Raw genomic sequence first — 18,048 nt, 5'->3', positions numbered from 1 at the left:
TCTTCTGTAGAGAATAAACGATTTTAGGGTCGGGCATAGAGTTGCCGGTAGTTCCAGTAGTTTTCTAAGACACCCTTGACATAGCCATGGGTCTCCGGAAAGGGAATGGACTCCACAAAGCGATCGGGATCACGCATATCAAACCGCGCTAACCAGCGGTTGACGTTTCCAGGCCCGGCATTGTAACTAGCCAAGGCCAAGAGGGTGTTCTGATGGTACTGATTGTGGGTATAGTCAACGTACCACGTCCCCAAGCGGATATTGTCCTCCGGATCCACCAGGGAATAGCTCTTTAGGTTCAACTTCTCGGCAATCCAAGCGGCCGTCTCCGGCAGCAGCTGCATCAAGCCCGTGGCCCCCACCGCCGAGCGAATGTCCTTTTCAAAGCGGGATTCTTGGCGAATCAAGGCCATCACCAAGAGGGGATTCAAGTTGCGCGCCAAGGACCACTTTCGCACCAGTTCCCAGTAGGGCAGGGGGTAAAGGGCATACCAAAAGCGGACATCGCGGCGAAGGGGAGCAAGGAAGGTTGCCACCTCCGGTTCACGGGCAGCCCGCGTAAACAGGTTTTGCAGCATAAAGAGGCCATCGAGGTATTCCCCTACCCCTAGGCGAATGAGGCCATCGGTCAGTTGCTCTGCCGCTGTGGGTGTCACCCGATTCTGAAATTCCCACTGCCAGCGTTGCCAAGCCTCCTGAGATTGCCCCAGTAGGTACAATTCCCGCAGGGTTGGGCTGCCCGTTGCCAGAGGAAGAAGCGGGGGGCGATCGCCGGTCACCGTGGGTCGCTGTTGCCGCAGGGTTGTAAAGGTGCCCACCGGCTTTTTGAGCAGACCGGCCGCCCGCCAAGCATAGTAGGTGTGAGGGTAGCGCTCTATCAGTAACTGCCAAGTTCGGCCTTGGGCTTGGAATTGTCCTGCCTCCCCTTGCCATTTTCCCTGCCAAAAGGCGGCTTGGGGTGCCAGCTCACTGTCGGGGTTCAATTGGAGCAGGTCACTCACCCACCGTTGTGCCGCCGCCCACTGCCGTTTTTGAGCCGCCCCTTGGGCCAGTTGCCAGCGCAGTTCCGCTGCCGCCGTGCTGTGGGGGTAGCCCTTGAAAAGTTGCTGTTGGCTCTGCTGTGCTCCCTGGGCATTCCCCAGTTCCCTGTAGGTTTGGTACTGGGCAAGGAGGGCATCGGCAGCGATCGCCGGCGCTTTATTTTGAGTTGCCAGCTGAAGACACTTGGCCAGCAGAGGCAAACGCTCCGCCGGGGTTTTCGCCAAATGGGCAAGGCGCAGTTGGGCAAGGGCAGCTTCTGAGCTGTTGGGAAAGCGTTTCACAAGAGCTTGATAGGCGCTGATGGCACCGCCGATATCGCCGGCCAGTTGTCGTCCTCGACCCACCCGATAGAGATGCAAGGGGCTAGGGGGAGCCTTGGCATAGGCGGCGGCGGCAGGGGCATACTGCATCTTTTCCCAGTAGCCAAAGGCGATCGCTTCCCAATCGGCCGGGGTGAGTTGATCGGCGTAGCGCTGACGCAAAATTTCAAGGTAGGTGCCGTAGTCTTTGAGAAAAAGGCCGTAGCGCGCCACCAGCTTCAGGTAGGGCACCTGATCGGGATTCTTGGCTAACTGTTCGGCCACGTACTGAACAACGGCAGGATGCTGCGGAAAGCGGGCGATCGCCCGTTGGGGTTGGTTCAAGCTCAGAAGCGCCACTGCCGCCTCAGGTTCATGGCCATAATCCCGCAGCACCTGTTCCCACGTTTCCTTGGCCTTGCGGTTGTCTCCTTGTTGGCGATAGGCCTCCGCCCGCAGCAAGAGAATCGGGGCGGCCATGGGGCGGTAGGTTTGCTCAAGGCCTTGGAGCCGGCGAAGTGTGGCTTGGGGGTTCTTTTGCCTCAGGCTTTCTACGGCCAAAAGATAGCGGGCGCGATCGCGCCTGAGGGGGTCTGCAGACTGTGCCCATTGCTCCAGGGTTTGCCGACGTTGGGGGGGCGCCTCCACCGTGAGTGTGTAAAGCGGAGTCAAAGGGGGCGATCGCCAATGGTACCAACTAGCTAACCCACCGCCCATAATCAGTGTAGCCAGCAACAGCGACACCAGCCAAGGCCGTATTCCTCGCCGACATTTTCGTTTTGGAAGCAATTTCACCACACTGTTGAGTATCATCAACTCTTAGTCTACTCAGCCGCACATCGCCCTCCGCTGTGGCAATCTATGAAAAGATGAACCAGTAACTCCGAACGTCAATGCCCCCTACGCCACGAATGGTCTGGATTGTGATTGGCTGCAATTGCCTGATTGCGCTAATTGCATTATGGTTGGCGTGGCAGTTGGTCAAGCTGCGACAGATTTTGCGGGGGGTGTCCCGTGCTCTACTGGATGCGGAGCGCAGTACCCATGGGGTCTTAGGCGGTGCCCCTGAGGTGATCATCCTTGGCCAGCGAGGCGTCGCAGGCTTGCGATCGCAATTGCCCAAATGGCGTCGGCAACAGCGCAATGTTCGTCTGTTTTTAACCTTGATAAGCTGGATAGGGCGGTACGGTGTCTGTTTCCGAAGGAGAAAGCGATGAGTCGGCAACAGGGTAGCGGTGGTGCCTTTTGGGGTGGTTTGCTCCTAGGAAGTGCGATCGGTACAGTCGTGGGGCTGTTGATTGCGCCCCGCTCTGGCAAAGAAACCCGACAACTACTGCGCAAGTCCGCTGATGCCCTACCCGAACTGCTCGAAGACATTACTGCCAGTTTTGAGCAACATCGCGATCGCCTTTCAGAAACCACCCAAGAACGCTGGCAGGCGACGTTAGAGCGCCTCAAAGAAGCGATCGCCGTCGGTATCGAAGTCACCCAGCAACAGCGGCAAACCTTGCGGCGTGAAGCCAATGGCATGGCCTTGAGTGACCCCGATGAAGAGGATGCTGTGAATCAATAGCCTACTTTGGGCAACAAGCCAAGAAATTCAAGGACTCATCTCCTTTAGCAAACAATCTCGACAGATGGATAACTCACCAAGATTTTCCAAACAAAACGTAATACAATCTTGCCATCACATTTTTTGGTAACAGCACTGTTACGATCAACAGAATTCAAGGAAGGGGTACACCATCGTGGGAGTATTTAGTCGGCTATCACGAGACATCGGCATTGACTTGGGCACGGCCAACACACTCGTTTATGTGTCGGGACGGGGTGTGGTTTTAGAGGAACCGTCTGTTGTTGCCATTGACCAAAACACCAAACAACCCCTTGCCGTTGGTGCTGAGGCAAAGCGCATGCTGGGGCGGACACCGGGCAATGTGGTCGCCGTACGTCCACTGCGGGATGGTGTGATTGCTGATTTTGAGCGTGCTGAACTGATGCTGAAGCACTTTATGCGCCAAGTGCACGGCGGTAAGAATTTGTTTGCCCCCCGTGTGGTGATTGGTATTCCCAGTGGTGTGACCGGTGTCGAACGCCGTGCCATTGAGGATGCGGCGCGGGGTGCTGGAGCGCGGGAAGTGTATTTAATTGATGAACCCGTCGCTGCCGCCTTTGGTGCAGGTCTGCCTGTGGAAGAACCAACCGGCAACATGATTGTGGACATTGGCGGTGGCACAACCGAGGTGGCAGTTCTTAGTTTGCAGGGCACCGTTTTAAGTGAATCTGTTCGCGTTGCTGGGGATGAAATTTCTGAAGCGATCGTCCAGTATTTGAAGAAAGTACATAACCTAATTATTGGCGAACGCACGGCTGAAGAGATCAAAATTCGCATTGGCTCTGCCTACCCCAACGACAGCTATGACTCTGAATCCATGGAAGTGCGGGGGTTACACCAACTCTCCGGCCTGCCGCGCACGGTCGTGGTCAAAGCAGAAGAAATTCGTGAAAGCATGGCCGAACCCCTCTCAGCCATTATTGAAGCCATTAAACGCACCCTTGAGCGGACACCTCCAGAATTGGCGGCAGACATTGTAGATCGCGGTATCATGCTGGCCGGTGGCGGTGCCCTGCTGCGGGGTCTAGATACCCTCATTAGCCATGAAACAGGCATTGTCGTCCATGTGGCAGCCGACCCGCTACGGTGTGTGGTCATGGGCACGGGTCGCGTACTGGAAAATTTCAAAGACTTAGCCCGTGTCTTTTCTAACCAACCGGCAGTCATTGGTTAAGGATCAGCGGCCATGGCTTTTTTGCTGCGCTGGTGGGGACGATATGCAAGTGGCCTCTTCCTTGCGGCTTTGGTACTCACGAGTGCTTGGGTCTTGCGCGAGACGAATGGGGCAGCAATTCGTGAACTGTATCGCCTTCTCAATTTGCCCTTTCAAGGCGCAGTAGAAGATCAGCAGGCTCTGATTCAAGCTCGCACGTGGCAACTGGAGCAGCAACTGGCCGCTGTCCAAGCAGAAAACCAGCGGTTGCGGCAAATGCTGAATGCACCGATGTTGCCTAATTTCAAGGGTCACATTGTGCCGGTGATTGGTCGCAGTACCGATCAGTGGTGGCGATCGCTCCTCTTGGGAGAGGGTAGTCGTCAAGGTCTCACGATTGGCTCAGTCGTCATCGGCAACGGCGGCCTTGTGGGGCGCATTACCAGTATTACCCCCAATACTAGTCGGGTGATGTTACTTACGGATCCCGCCAGTCGGGTGGGGGTAGTGGTCGGTCGGACGCGACAAATGGGGATTCTACGCGGACAACTCAGCCAGCAGGTGATTGTTGAGTTTTTGGAGAAAGACCCGAAAGTGCAGCCCAAGGATGTTCTCTATACCTCAGCCCTCAGCAGTCTCTATCCAGCCGGCATTCCCATTGGGGAAGTACAATCGGTGGAACTCAGCGACCCAACCCGTCCCCATGCCACAGTCATTCTCGGCGCACCGATTGATCGCCTTGAGTGGGTAACCGTCATTCCCTATGCTGAACCAACAGACACGCTTATACCGAACTAGCCTCAACTGCCTGATTATCATTGGCTCTGTGGGACTCTGTGCCCTGCTGAGCTTTATTCACTTGCCCAACTTGCATCTATTGGTGCCCGACTGGTTTTTAATTTGGGTGGTGGTGTGGAGCGTCAAGCGATCGTGGGGTCAGGGGGTACTGGCGGGTATTGCCCTTGGTTGGATTCAAGATGGTTTAGTCAGTGCTCACCCTAGCCACGCAGTCAGTTTAGCCTTTGTGGGGGCATTGACCGCCTTGATGCAAAAGCAACGCTTTGTTTCTGAGGACTTTATTTCTGTTGCCCTAATCACCTTTGCAATGGCCATCCTGCAGCAAACGGTCATCGCAATCCAAATGAGCCTTGGCAGTGGTTTTCCCCTAGAGGACATCTGGGAACACCATCGGCAGGTGGCGCTTAGCTCGGCAATTGTGAGTAGTCTTTGGGCGCCTTTGCTCTATGCCCCTCTGAATCGCTGGTGGACGTGGTTGCAGGAGCAGGAGTAGATTGGGAAAAAATGCAGGGGCTACCTCACCCCTGCACTGGAATCGTTCGTCTAGCTCATATCGCTATGGGCGCAATTTCCCTAGCATACTCATAATGCCGTCTTGTTTCTTAAGCATTTGGTTAAGCTTGCGCAAATCAAGGTTAATGGTTTCAGCAGGATAGTTTTTCAAGAACGACATCATGCTCAACCCTTCTGAGGAAGCAGCGGCAGTAAGCATGGCACCACGGAGAGCCACTTCACCAGCTTTATCGCGGCGAATTGTGACCTGAGAAAATTGTTTGAGTAAATCTTTGCCAATCGGACTGGCTAGAATTTTATCGGTTTGCACGACGTTAAAGGGCAGCCGCATACCCAAGAATTCTAGGAGCTTGGCTTGGTCGTCTTTGGGAACCAGCCGCATCAATGCGCGCAATTCTCCCGTGGCTTCCTGGGTGGACACAAATTCCTCTAGCTCCGACACGGGGAAAGAGCGCTGAAACGGACCATAGGTGAGGGAGATAAAGTTAGCTGCTTTGGCAGGGGTCGTAAAGAGGGCACCTACAGGGAGTGCCAGTGCCAGTAACCAAGGCGAAAGACGCTTCAGCATAAGGGATCGACTCCAAAATCACTTCAGTACAAACGCTGGATTGCACCGCTAGCAGTATAGCAGTGAAAATAGAGCTTGCTGGCTCTGCTTAACTTAACCCTAACGTTTAGTTCTTTTAGACGGAAATTGATGAGCGTTTGGCAGCAGGGTGCCACCATTGAGTTAACGATTGACTCCTTGAACCACACGGGGGAGGGGGTAGGACGCTGGCAGGATCGCGTGGTCTTTGTGGCGGATACGGTGCCGGGCGATCGCCTGCGGGTGCGACTGACCCATGTGAAGCGGCAGTATGCCCACGGCAAAGTCTTGGAGGTGGTGCAGCCCTCAGAACAGCGGGTGCGCCCAAGCTGTATTGTTGCCGATAAGTGTGGCGGCTGTCAGTGGCAGTGCGTGGCCTATGAGACGCAATTGGCAGCCAAAGAACAGTTGGTGAAGGAGGCGATCGCCCGCATTGGTCATCTGGAACCGCAAACTTTCCTGCCGATTTTGGCTGCCCCTCACCCCTTTGGCTATCGCAATAAAGTGACGTACCCCCTCGCTCGGCGCCATGGTCGGGTGGTTGCCGGCTATTACCAAAAAGGCTCCCATCGCTTGGTCAATCTCAATCAATGTCCGGTGCAGGATCCGCGCCTCAACTCCCTCTTGGCTGCCCTGAAGGAAGCGTTACAGCTTTGGCCCATCTACAACGAGCACACCCATGAAGCGGGGTTTCGTCACCTTGGTTTGCGCATCGGTCAGCGCACAGGAGAGCAGCTGATTACCCTCGTGCTGGCAGGGGAATTACCTACTGGCTTGCAGGCAGCGGCAGAAAATTGGTTACAGCAGTTTCCTCGGGTGGTGGGGGTCTGTGTCAACTTCAATGATCAGGCGGGGAATCGCATCTTCGGTGACAAGACCCAAGTCTTGGCCGGGCGACCCTACCTGTGGGAGGAGATGGCAGGGGTGAGGTTTCAGATTGCCTCCACCACATTTTTTCAAGTCAATACGACCCAAGCAGAGCAACTGGCGATAACGCTCCGCAAGTGGATTGCCCCAACGGGGGGTGAACGACTGGTGGATCTTTACTGCGGGGTAGGGACGCTGAGCTTGCCCCTTGCCAGTTCTGTGGCTGAAGTAATCGGCGTGGAAGTGCATCCTGCCTCGGTTCAGCAGGCGATCGCCAACACCCAACACAACAGCATCAATAATGCCCGCTTTCTCTGTGCCAAGGCAGAAGCGTGGCTCCCCCAGTTCCATCAGCCCATTGATGTGCTAATTCTCGACCCACCGCGCAAAGGGTGCGATCGCCCCGTTCTCGATGCCATCCTCCGCAACCCTCCCCACCGTATCCTCTATGTGAGCTGTCACCCCGCCACCCTAGCCCGGGATCTCGCCCACCTTTGTCACAGCGGTGCCTATCAACTAACAAAAATTCAGCCTCTTGATATGTTTCCGCAAACAGCCCATGTGGAAACCATTGCCCTACTGACTGCTTCCTAAGGCATTGTTATCGCTGGGGGGCTGGATTGGCTCTACCCGAAACATCTTGGCAAACATCTTACTAACGTAGGCTTGGCCATAAACCACGCTTGCTTTAGGTGCTGGCGAGGGTGTTGTTTCTGGTGCCGCAGCGGGTGGACTTTCCTGATTGCTAGAGGGAGAGTCTGTAGCGTCCTGCTGATCTTGCGTGGAATTCTCTGGGAAATTCTTTAACCTATCGGTGGTTGCTGCTGGTTCCTGCCAAGGATCCTCAGAGGAGGCCGCCCTCTCTTGTGGGTGACTCGTTTTTGTGGGGGGGAGCCAACGGCGACTGGTATCCCCAAGGAGAGAACCGGCGGCCACCACAGCCCCGGCCGGAATCGTTGTTTGGATCACGGTGGTACTGGTACCAATACAGGCATGGGGTTCAATAGTCACTGCCCCAATGAGCAGCACTCCCGCGCCAATGTTGACCCCTTCCCCAATTTCAATGGTGCCACCGTGGGCATGAATGACACTGCCCATCCCAATGCAAACACCTGCGGCAATGCGAATTGCAGCCCCTGCTTCTGCCCAAAGTAGCACTCCGGGTGCCAAAACGGTTTGGGGATCTACCACCACATCACCAACAATGCGAACCGCAGGTGAGGGGGGCAGGGCTAAGGGCGGCAGGGGCATTGGGGCACCTCACAGGGAGGGCTACTTAGCAGCCTGTTGGAGCAGGATTTCCGCCACCCGCTGCTTGCCGGCGGGATTAATGCCAATTAGCCGCACGTACTCGCCACTGTACTCTTGGAGGCAAGCCTGAATTGCTGCAAGGGCTTCATTGAGATTTTTGGCCTCAATGCGCGGGCCACTTTGCCAAGAGTTAGTGCGGTAGCGACGGGCATCCACGTGTTCTAAGCCGAGGGTGTAGCCCTGTTGCAGCAGTTGCCGGACTTGTTCGACGACCTCTTGACTGAGGTTGTAGCTGCTGGTGCTTGCTTGAGGAGCAGCTGTTGAGCGCGGGGCAAATCCTTGACCACGGGTGGTACTGCCATTACTCGCGGCTTTGCCATTGGGACGGTGAATAATGGTTTCCAGTACCCGCTGTTTGGCTTGGGGATTCACACCCACGAGGCGGACATAGTCCCGCTGGTGCTCCGCAAGGAAGGTACTCAGGTCATTGATTTGTTGCGCAGAGGTAATTTTGATACCGCTTTGCCAAGAACTGGTACGGAAGCGCCGCTGATCGGCATACTCGGTGGTGACTTGGCAGCCTTGGCGCAACAGGTCTTGAATTTGGTTGAGCAGATCGGCACTGAGAACCGTTTCATTGCCGCTAGAACTGACGGAGACATGACTAGTCGCCACTGGAGCGGGTGCTTTTGTAGCGATCGCTACTGCCCCGTCAGGCCGTTGAATAATTTGCTCAAGCACACGCCGCTTTTGCTTTTGATCAATCCCAATCAAGCGCACATATTCTCCAGCATGTTCTTGCAGACAGGCCTCAAGGGCGGCGAGGACTTCCCGCTCCTGCTTGGACTGGATAGGGGCACAACTGGTCCAAGAACTGGTGCGATAGCGGCGAGCATCGGCGTGCTCTGTGCCAATTTGATACCCCTGCTGGAGCAACTGCCGCACCTGAGCCACAACGGAGGCATCGAGGGAACCCACTGGGGCTGCACTCACCGTTGCGCTAGGACGATAGCTACTGGTACTGGCCACGGCTGCTTGACCGGGGCGTTGAATAATTTCCTCAAAAACACGGCGCTTGGCTTTGGGATCGACGCCAATCAGGCGCACATACTCGCCCTCATGTTCTTTTAATAGTTGGGCGATCGCCGTCATCACTTCAGACTCCTGCCGTCCCATCAACGTTGGGCAACTCTGCCAAGAGCTAGTGCGATACCGCCGCGCATCGGCATATTCCAAGCTGATTTGGTATCCCTGCTGCAACAATTGGCGGACATGAGTCCCATAATCTGCGGTCATGGTGTTCTTTTCCCCGGTGAGTGTTTCAACGTGTAGGATGGGTGGGTCTTCTTGACGCTGGAGTTCATTGCGAATCGGGGCAATACAGGCAATATTCTCAGCACAGTGATACCCCGATAGCAGCGCTTCATTGATGCCAACCACGTGCTGGGCAAAGTGAATATCGGACTCTTCCACATTCGGCAGGCGATCCGCTTGCTGCTGCGTCGTGATCACCATTCCCGAGGGCACATATTTTCCCGGTGGAATCTCCACATCCTGAATGAGGACGTGCATCATTACCACACAACCGGCCCCAACCCGTGCATTAAAGACGGTCGAACGAAAGCCGATAAAACAGCCATCGCCGATGTAGGCAGGGCCGTGGATGAGTGCCATGTGGGTAATTGAGGCATTATCCCCGATCCAGACAGAGTACTCTTGGCCATCATCGCCGATCACCCGTCCCTGCTGGAGGCCGTGGATGACAACGCCATCTTGAATGTTAGTGCGGGAGCCAATGTGGAAGGGCGTTCCTTCATCAGCACGAATGGAAGTGCCGGGGGCGATGTGAACATAATCTTTGATGCGGACATCGCCGATGAGGTTACTAAAGGAGTGGACGTAAGCCGTGGGGGCAATCTCTGGCTCTGCTAAATCCCTAGACCACGGCGTCGGAGGTGCCGCATAGCTTTGAACCGCCATAGGGAGAAGTCTCCAATGCTAATACTGGGTACGTTTGCTGTAGAGCAAATAGTTATCCCGACTTACGGTGTCAATAATGGCGACAACGGCTGCGTCAATGGGTTTGTCGGTGCCATTGATAATACAGCGGGCGGCACTGCCTCGGCTTACCAATACCCACTCATCCTGTCCTGCACCAACCGTATCCGCAGCCACTTCGTAGTCGGGTAAAAATTCGCCGTCCTCACCCAAATATTGCAAGACGAGAAACTTGACTCCCGTTAAGGTGTCTTCTTTTTGAGTACTGGTAACGGTGCCGCACACTCGCGCGATTTTCACTATGGGCGACCCATCGGGCGGATACCGCTAACGCTTTCGCGGAATTGTTCCACCGCTTCGGTGTAGCGAATAGGCAGAACGTATTCGAGGTTTTCGTGGGGACGGGCAATGATGTGGGTGGAGAGCACTTGACCCCCATTCACACGCTTCACGTTTTCCACGCCTGCTGCAACCGAAGCCTGCACTTCGGAGACATCACCCCGCACAATCACGGTGACCCGACCACTCCCAATTTTTTCATAGCCCACAAGGGTGACGCGAGCGGCTTTCACCATTGCGTCTGCGGCTTCCACCACTGCGGGGAAACCAAGGGTTTCAATCATACCGACGGCAATTGCCATTGTAATAACTCCTAAACGTCAAACAAGTTAAGAACTAGAGGATCGATAAGCGATGCAACTGAAAACCCCACCAAACTGCCAAGTCCCTTAGTTTCGGAATTGCTCCACTGCCTCGGTATAGCGAATGGGCAACACGTACTCAAGGTTTTCGTGGGGACGAGCAATGATGTGCGTAGACAGCACCTCTCCGCCATTGACACGTTTGGCAGAATCCACCCCGGCAGCCACAGAGGCTTGCACTTCGGAGACATCACCCCGCACAATCACGGTGACCCGACCACTCCCAATCTTTTCATAGCCCACAAGGGTGACGCGAGCGGCTTTTACCATTGCGTCTGCTGCTTCGACGACGGCGGGGAATCCGCGCGTTTCAATCATTCCCACAGCAATTGGCATGAGTAAGCTCTCCTAATTAGAATAAGGGTAAGCAGTACAAAAGCTAGAGTTGCAATCAGAGCGATCGCTACAGAAAATAATGACGGGATAGCCGATTGTTATCGTGACGTTAATCACCGTCTTTTTATCTCTAAAACAAGCATAGGGTGAGGGGTTTCTTTTGACAATATAATGATTGATAATCTTTTCTAGTTTCTTATATTATCAAATCTAATTTTAAGTCCTTGACACCCCTTTCAACCCAAGACAAGTCAATACGAGGAGGTTAATCCATAGATTTTTGTCTAAAACCAGTTATCTTCTCTATAGACTAATTGCCCCGTTGAGAGGGTTCTACCTGCGCTTGGGCAGAACCTATAGGTTATTTCAATGTTATCCTATACTTTACTAAATAAAAATCTATTTTTTATCAAACAGCAATTAACTTTTCCCGATCAATCTTCTGTAAAAGGCTGATATGGCCTAATCCGTTGAAGCTCTTTGCTGCTTCTATCGGCCAAGTGCAGTACCCAAGGCAGTCGGCAAGAGCAAAATCCACTGGCAGGATGCAATTGAGTCAATCTTCATTACCCAGTCTTTCTTTATTAGCACCATTTTGAAATTAGCATTAGTATTATCGCCAGAAGTAAATTACTGACAAACAACTGAGTTCACGTAAAACTCCATAGTGTTTTTTGTGAATTATAGAGTAACATCTTAATACTTTTTTCTTAAATTATTACTTCCTCTGTAAACTCGTTCCTGCTTTAGCCAGCAGATCATCTGCGAGCGTTCCTGCTGTCAAGCATCAGTTTCATGCTGTAGACGGCGTTTCAGTTCTTCAGAGCTTCTTGTAAAAGAGCAGCTATTACTATGGCCTACTGCATGCTAATCCTGCTCAAAATTATGCTTCCGACTTCGCTGGTGGCAACAAGTTGGCGATCGCCCCCAAACAAGGCACAGCCTACCTGTAATGACCGTCCAAGGGGAGCGGCACAATGGGCATGGAGATAGGCAGTGGCTCGCTCATCAATACGGTTGGCAATGCGGCGCAGAATTTGGGGTAAGGCGTGGGGAGCCAAGGTTTCTAAAGACTTGAGGGCAGCTTCAATTGTGGGTGCCTGCCACACCTGCTGCAGACACTTTTGGTCTAAACCGGCAAGGGCACAAAAGGCGGTGAGGATCTCTTGCCGAGCATCGGCAATATGGTGATGGGTGTGGAAAATGCCCCCCGCTAACTTAATGAGTTTGCCGTGGTAACCCAACAGGAGTAACTGTTGAACAGAGTGTTGCGCTGCTGCCACCAGCATCGGGCCTAGCCAGTTGGCGGTTTTCACACAGAGGGAAGGGGGTATCCGGAGCTGTTGGGCCACTTGTAGGCCGTTCTCGCCAATGCAAAAGACAAGGGTTGGGGATTGGGCTGCTTTCTCGGCTAAATCTTGACGATAGCGATCCAGTTGCTCAGGGGCGGTCAGGGGTTGGGCTAAGGCGGTGGTGCCCAATAGGGAGAGGCCTTCCACAATACCAAAGGCAGCATTCGAGGTGCGCGCTGCTAAGTCTCGCCCCTGGGGCAGGACAATGGTGACGGCGATCGCCCGCTCCTTGGGGCAGTAGAGCAGCAGGTTGGTGGTCAACAGCAAGCGGGCATAACGATAGATAGCCGCCTCGCCCGTGGCGCGATCGCGCCCCACTCCAAAGCCCCCCTCAATGTGAATTTTTGGGGAAGTGCCAAGGTCTTGCCAACGCACCCAAGCCCAGATGGGGGTATGGCGGGTGAGATCAAGGGGATCACTGGGTTCACTGTAGGTTATGGCCAAGGCCTGCTGGTCATCTAAGGGTGCCCCTTGGGCAATCACAAACCTTTCGCAGCGATTGGGGCGCAGCAGGGCAAGGGTTACTTCCTCAGGACAAGTCCCTTCCGTGAGGCAACGCAGGGCAGCCACCGCCGCCGCCGTCGCAAAAACCGGTAGCGTGTAACCCACCGAGGCTAAGCAGTTAACTGAGCTAAACCGGTGCGGGCCGCTTCAGCAACCGCTGCGGCAGAATCGGTGGCCAATTGTTCAAGCAGCAGGCGAGCCGCAGGTGTACTAATTTGACCGAGGGCGATCGCCAGCCGATGGCGGACTTGCCAGTCGGGATACTCGACAAACTGCCGCAGGTGCTCAATGCTGTCGGGTTGTTTCAATTCCCCCAAGGAACCAATTGCCGCCAGTTTCACCAATTCTTGGGGATGATTCAGGGCTTCTGTGAGCAGCCCAACCGCAGCAGGATTTCCGAGGGCACCCAAGGCGGCAATGATACTAAACTGCAACAGCCAGTCATGGGTACTGCGGTAGGCCGTTTCCAGATCTTCAAGGGCAAAGGGAACTTGCAGGGCAGCCATGGCATCCGCTGCGGCGGCACGGACATCAATTTCGGGGTCATGGAGCAGGCGATCGCGCAACAGATCGTGGGCTTGCTGGGGGTTGACCTGACCGAGGCTGGCCAGTTGGCTCACCACTGCATAGCGAACCCGAGCATTTTCATCTTGGCTGAGGGGTTGGATCAGCCGAAAGGCATCAGTGGGATCAAGGGTACGCAGTTGATTGATGCCCCGCAGGCGATCGCCCACATCCGCAGAGGTAATGAGTTCCTGAATTGCCGCCGTATCCACGTCAACCTTCTCCACCGGATTCTTTGATCCTACTTGCTGCCGTCACCCACAGAAAAGGGCAGAGCGATCGCGGCTTCGATTCCCTGCCCCAAATGCATTACAAACGGCTTGGGCGTTCTAGGCTTGTTTTTCGGCCTCGGCAATTTGCAGCATCGTCTTCAGCACCGAGTCAGGGTTGAGGCTAATGGAGTCAATCCCTTGCGCCACCAAGAATTGGGCAAACTCCGGATAGTCACTGGGGGCTTGACCACAGATGCCGATTTTACGCCCCTTGGCCTTTGCCGTTTGAATGGCTTGCGCCACCATGCGTTTGACCGCCTCATTACGTTCATCAAACAAGTGGGCCACCAAGGCGGAATCGCGATCCAACCCAAGGGTAAGTTGCGTCAGGTCATTGGAGCCAATGGAGAAGCCATCAAAGACCTCGGCAAAGGCATCTGCCAACACCACGTTACTGGGGAGTTCGCACATCACATAGACTTGGAGACCGTTTTCCCCCTGCTTTAGCCCATGTTTGGCCATCTCCGCCAGCACCCGCCGTCCTTCCTCTGGCGTCCGACAGAAGGGAATCATTAGGATCACATTCGTCAGCCCCATCTCATCGCGCACTTTCTTCATGGCGCGGCATTCCAGGGCAAAGCCTTCGGCATAGTTGGGGTCGTAGTAACGGGAAGCGCCCCGCCAGCCGATCATCGGGTTTTCTTCAGGGGGTTCAAACTGGCGACCGCCCAAGAGGTTGGCGTACTCATTGCTCTTGAAGTCAGACATGCGCACCACCACCGGCTTGGGATAAAAGGCAGCAGCGATCGTGCCGATCCCCTGCGCTAACTTATCCACAAAGTATGCCGCCTTGTCGGTGTAGTTCTGGGTAAGTTCCGCAATTTTCTGCTTTGCCCCCTCATCGGTCAGCTCATCGTAGTGGAGCAGCGCCAAGGGGTGCGCCTGAATATGGTTGGCAATAATAAACTCCATGCGTGCCAACCCCACCCCATCATTGGGAATTGCCGCCAAGCTGAAGGCTTCCTCTGGATTGCCCACATTCATCAGGATTTGGGTGCGGGTACGCGGCAAATTTTCCAGCGCCACTTCCTCCACGTGGAAAGGCAGCAGTCCCTGATAGACGTGCCCTTCTTCTCCTTCGGCACAGGAGACCGTCACTTCTGCGCCATTGGGAATGGTGTTTGTCGCATCGCCGCAGCCGACAATGGCAGGAATCCCCAGCTCGCGGGCAATGATTGCCGCATGGCAGGTGCGTCCCCCCTGATCGGTGACAATGGCACTGGCCTTTTTCATAATCGGCTCCCAGTCGGGATCCGTGCGGTGGGTCACCAAGACTTCCCCCGCCTGGAACTGATCGATATTCCTGACATTGAGAATGACGCGGGCACGACCCTGACCAATCATTTCGCCGACTGCCCGCCCCGTGGCCAGGAGCGTTCCTTTTGCTTCCAGATGGTAGCTGCGCAGAATGTTGGTGGCTTTTTGGGATTGGACGGTTTCGGGGCGCGCCTGCACGATGAAAAGTTCACCCGTGATGCCATCCTTTGCCCACTCGATGTCCATGGGGGTATAGGTGCCCCGCAGAGCCGAGTAGTGCTCCTCGATTAGGCAAGCCCAGCGCCCGAGGGTGAGAATTTCCTCATCGCTCAGGGCAAATTGTTTCCGCAGCGTCTCGGGCACGGGTTCATTGCGGGTGAGCTTGGTGCCACCGAGGTCATAGACCATGCGGATTTCTTTGGTACCGAGGGCTTTTTTCAGGATGGGCTTGTAGCCTGCCTTCAAGGTCGGCTTAAAGACAAGATATTCATCGGGGTTGACGGCCCCTTGAACCACGTTTTCGCCAAGACCATAGGCGGCGGTAATCAGGGCTGCATCCCTAAAGCCCGTTTCCGTGTCAATGGAGAACATGACGCCAGAACAGGCTAGGTCGGAGCGCACCATTTTTTGCACCCCCACCGACAGGGCCACGCTAAAGTGGTCAAAGCCCTTGATTTGACGGTAGGAGATTGCCCGATCCGTAAAGAGGGATGCAAAACAGCGATGACAGGCATCGAGCACGCCTTTGAGACCGTGGACATTGAGGTAGGTTTCCTGCTGACCGGCAAAGCTGGCATCGGGCAAATCTTCAGCCGTGGCACTGGAGCGAACCGCCACATCCGTATTTGGGCCGTAGCGATCGCACATCTTTTGATAGGCAGCGGCAATCGCATCGGTCAATTCTGGCGGAAAGGGGGTATGCAAAATCAGCGAGCGAATCTCCTGACCCACCCGGTGCAGTTCTGTTACATCCTCAACATCGAGGCCTTCCAGGAGCCGCCGCAGTTGCGCTTCCAGATTCCCTGATTGAATAAAGTAACGGTAGGCACAGGCGGTGGTGGCAAACCCATCGGGGACATTGATCCCTTTGGGGGTGAGTTGTTGCAGCATTTCCCCCAAGGAAGAGTTTTTGCCCCCCACGAGGGGCAGATCTTTGCAGCTTAAGGAATTGAGTTCTAAAACAAAGGCTGTTTCTCGATTGATTATTTCAGCGGTTGGTCTTGGAATTGATTGAGTCATTGTTATACTCCTAAATCGGTGGCTGCTTGCTGTGTCCACAAAGAGGAAACAGCCGTGGCGGCGGGGCTAGGGTTTTGAACTTTTGGCTTCCTTTGCTATCGTGAATTTGTCAACTTTGTGCACGCAGTTCCCAAGTTACAATTGCCCGTTGAGACACACCGAGTACTTCTTTTTGCCGGACACCAAGGCAGGCGCGCAGTCCACTCTCAACGGAGACGGAGAGGCAAGCCTAGCAGAGATGAGCCTCGGCACGGCGGTTAAATCACAACTGCCTTCCCTCTCCATTCTGAAACAGGAAAATCGCGGGGGTGGCTTACTTAACAATCCCTTAATTGCTAGGGTGCCAGATTACGATGGGTAAAGGGCTTGGCATTGGCGCCGCTATAGGTCGCCACAATGTGACCCTTCCCCACCAGTTGGTATTTGTAGGTCACCAATCCCTCTAGCCCCACCGGCCCTCGCGGCGGTAGTTTGTGGGTACTGATGCCGACCTCGGCGCCAAAGCCATAGCGGAAGCCATCGGCAAAGCGGGTAGAGCAGTTGTGAAAAACGCCGGCAGCATCCACTTCTTGGAGAAAACGGGCAGCGGCGGCGGCATCCTCGGTCACAATGGCCTCGGTGTGCCCCGATCCATAGGTGGCAATGTGCTCCAATGCGGCATCGAGATCGGGCACCACTTTGATAGAGAGGATCAAATCGCAGTATTCCGTGGCCCAGTCGGCCTCCGTAGCAGGGGTCATGGGTACCCATTCCCGGGCAAGGGCGTCTCCCCGCAGTTCCACACCGGCACGTTGCAAAACCGCTGCGACTTTAGGGAGAAACTCCTTGGCAATCCCTTGGTGCACCAGGAGGGTTTCAATGGCATTGCAGGCAGCGGGGTACTGGGTCTTGGCATCGAGGGTAATGGCGATCGCCTTCTCTACATCCGCCGCCGCATCCACATAGAGGTGACACAGGCCATCGGCGTGCCCCAGTACGGGAATCCGCGTGTTGTTCTGGATATAGCGCACAAATTCATTGGAACCCCGCGGAATGATGAGATCAACCCATTGATCAAGGCTCAGAAGTTCCACCACCTCGGCACGCTCGATCAGAAGGGCGATCGCCCCCGCGGGCACTGCCGATTTTTCTAGCCCTTTGTGAATGGCCTGCATAATTGCTTGGCAGGAGCGAGTGGCCTCCCGTCCCCCCTTGAGAATGGCGCCGTTCCCAGATTTAATTGCCAAGGAAGCAATCTGCACCACGGCATCGGGGCGGGCTTCAAAAATCACCCCCAGCACCCCCAAAGGACAGGTGATGCGACTGAGAATCAGCCCTGTGTCCAATTCGCGATGGAGTTGGCGCTGACCGAGGGGATCGGGAAGGGCAGCCACTTGACGCACACCGGCGATCGCCGCCGCCAATTTGCTGGGACTCAGTTCCAACCGCGCATAGAGGGCGGGATTGAGCCGATCGGCCTTGGCCTGCTCACAATCGGCAGCATTGGCCGCCAGAATCTCCTCCTGTGCCTCCTCAAGGGCACAGGCCACCTGTTCTAAAGCTTCATTACGGGCGGCAGCATTCAGGTGAGCCAACAGACGCGCCTGCGCATGAACGTCCTTGACCCGTTGTACAAGGGGAGACTCGGCCATAGGGATAGGGATTCCAAAAACGTCTCAAGGGCGATCGTACGCCAAATCGTTGCCCACTTGTGGTAGGTTAA

17 protein-coding genes are annotated in these 18,048 nt (G+C 54.9%); 6 read left to right on the top strand and 11 right to left on the bottom strand.

Going from position 1 to position 18,048, the window contains the following annotated elements:
* Positions 1-23: 23 nt before the first annotated feature.
* The gene (locus ACK4IR_RS05320) at positions 24-2,138 is read right to left on the bottom strand and encodes a transglycosylase SLT domain-containing protein (RefSeq protein WP_409873143.1); all 2,115 of its coding nucleotides are present in this window, start codon (positions 2,136-2,138) and stop codon (positions 24-26) included.
* 95 nt (positions 2,139-2,233) lie between these two features.
* Here ACK4IR_RS05320 and ACK4IR_RS05315 point away from each other — a divergent pair, with 95 nt between their 5' ends.
* From ACK4IR_RS05315 to mreD, 5 genes are all read left to right on the top strand, one after another.
* On the top strand, positions 2,234-2,557 hold the full coding sequence (locus ACK4IR_RS05315) for a hypothetical protein (protein WP_409873141.1): 324 nt from the start codon (positions 2,234-2,236) through the stop codon (positions 2,555-2,557).
* On the top strand, positions 2,554-2,913 hold the full coding sequence (locus ACK4IR_RS05310) for a YtxH domain-containing protein (RefSeq protein WP_409873139.1): 360 nt from the start codon (positions 2,554-2,556) through the stop codon (positions 2,911-2,913). Before ACK4IR_RS05315 ends, ACK4IR_RS05310 begins: the two co-directional genes overlap by 4 nt.
* 175 nt (positions 2,914-3,088) lie before the next feature.
* Positions 3,089-4,129, top strand: coding sequence for a rod shape-determining protein (locus ACK4IR_RS05305; protein ID WP_409873137.1), 1,041 nt, complete (start codon positions 3,089-3,091; stop codon positions 4,127-4,129).
* 12 nt (positions 4,130-4,141) lie between these two features.
* Positions 4,142-4,906 carry a rod shape-determining protein MreC gene (gene mreC, locus ACK4IR_RS05300; RefSeq protein WP_409873135.1) on the top strand — a complete coding sequence of 255 codons (765 nt, stop codon included), beginning with the start codon at positions 4,142-4,144 and terminating at the stop codon, positions 4,904-4,906.
* Positions 4,872-5,399: a rod shape-determining protein MreD gene (gene mreD / locus ACK4IR_RS05295; RefSeq protein ID WP_409873133.1), complete on the top strand. Its 528-nt coding sequence runs from the start codon at positions 4,872-4,874 to the stop codon at positions 5,397-5,399. The genes mreC and mreD overlap by 35 nt, the downstream gene beginning before the upstream one ends.
* Positions 5,400-5,462: 63 nt before the next feature.
* On the opposite strand, the gene ACK4IR_RS05290 is transcribed toward mreD, so the two are convergent.
* Entirely contained in the window at positions 5,463-5,987 is a 525-nt protein-coding gene (locus tag ACK4IR_RS05290) for an alpha/beta hydrolase (protein ID WP_409873131.1), read from the bottom strand.
* A gap of 129 nt (positions 5,988-6,116) precedes the next feature.
* Here ACK4IR_RS05290 and rlmD point away from each other — a divergent pair, with 129 nt between their 5' ends.
* Positions 6,117-7,466 carry a 23S rRNA (uracil(1939)-C(5))-methyltransferase RlmD gene (rlmD, locus tag ACK4IR_RS05285; protein ID WP_409873129.1) on the top strand — a complete coding sequence of 450 codons (1,350 nt, stop codon included), beginning with the start codon at positions 6,117-6,119 and terminating at the stop codon, positions 7,464-7,466.
* On the opposite strand, the gene ACK4IR_RS05280 is transcribed toward rlmD, so the two are convergent.
* From ACK4IR_RS05280 to ACK4IR_RS05240, 9 genes are all read right to left on the bottom strand, one after another.
* Positions 7,449-8,123 (bottom strand): hypothetical protein, encoded by a 675-nt coding sequence (locus tag ACK4IR_RS05280; RefSeq protein ID WP_409873128.1) that lies wholly within the window; start codon positions 8,121-8,123, stop codon positions 7,449-7,451. The genes rlmD and ACK4IR_RS05280 overlap by 18 nt on opposite strands.
* A gap of 21 nt (positions 8,124-8,144) precedes the next feature.
* A complete protein-coding gene (locus tag ACK4IR_RS05275) occupies positions 8,145-10,103 on the bottom strand; it encodes a ribulose bisphosphate carboxylase small subunit (RefSeq protein WP_409873126.1) in 1,959 nt (652 codons plus the stop codon).
* 18 nt (positions 10,104-10,121) lie between these two features.
* Positions 10,122-10,421 (bottom strand): EutN/CcmL family microcompartment protein, encoded by a 300-nt coding sequence (locus tag ACK4IR_RS05270; RefSeq protein WP_149817455.1) that lies wholly within the window; start codon positions 10,419-10,421, stop codon positions 10,122-10,124.
* The gene (locus tag ACK4IR_RS05265) at positions 10,421-10,762 is read right to left on the bottom strand and encodes a carbon dioxide-concentrating mechanism protein CcmK (protein WP_011056790.1); all 342 of its coding nucleotides are present in this window, start codon (positions 10,760-10,762) and stop codon (positions 10,421-10,423) included. Before ACK4IR_RS05265 ends, ACK4IR_RS05270 begins: the two co-directional genes overlap by 1 nt.
* An 87-nt stretch (positions 10,763-10,849) precedes the next feature.
* Entirely contained in the window at positions 10,850-11,158 is a 309-nt protein-coding gene (locus ACK4IR_RS05260) for a carbon dioxide-concentrating mechanism protein CcmK (protein ID WP_011056791.1), read from the bottom strand.
* An 857-nt stretch (positions 11,159-12,015) separates the two neighbouring features.
* Positions 12,016-13,119: a cobalt-precorrin-5B (C(1))-methyltransferase CbiD gene (gene cbiD / locus ACK4IR_RS05255; protein ID WP_409873124.1), complete on the bottom strand. Its 1,104-nt coding sequence runs from the start codon at positions 13,117-13,119 to the stop codon at positions 12,016-12,018.
* 5 nt (positions 13,120-13,124) lie between these two features.
* Entirely contained in the window at positions 13,125-13,805 is a 681-nt protein-coding gene (locus ACK4IR_RS05250; protein ID WP_409873122.1) for a HEAT repeat domain-containing protein, read from the bottom strand.
* Between the two features lie 102 nt (positions 13,806-13,907).
* Complete coding sequence (gene ppsA / locus ACK4IR_RS05245; protein WP_409873120.1) at positions 13,908-16,346, bottom strand: phosphoenolpyruvate synthase; 2,439 nt, start codon at positions 16,344-16,346, stop codon at positions 13,908-13,910.
* A gap of 335 nt (positions 16,347-16,681) precedes the next feature.
* Positions 16,682-17,977 (bottom strand): glutamate-5-semialdehyde dehydrogenase, encoded by a 1,296-nt coding sequence (locus ACK4IR_RS05240; protein ID WP_409873119.1) that lies wholly within the window; start codon positions 17,975-17,977, stop codon positions 16,682-16,684.
* Between the last annotated feature and the right edge of the window lie 71 nt (positions 17,978-18,048).

The sequence above is a fragment of the Thermosynechococcus sp. genome, from assembly GCF_046299635.1.
Taxonomy (GTDB): Bacteria; Cyanobacteriota; Cyanobacteriia; order Thermosynechococcales; family Thermosynechococcaceae; genus Thermosynechococcus.
This window is presented reverse-complemented; position numbering and strand designations above follow the sequence as displayed.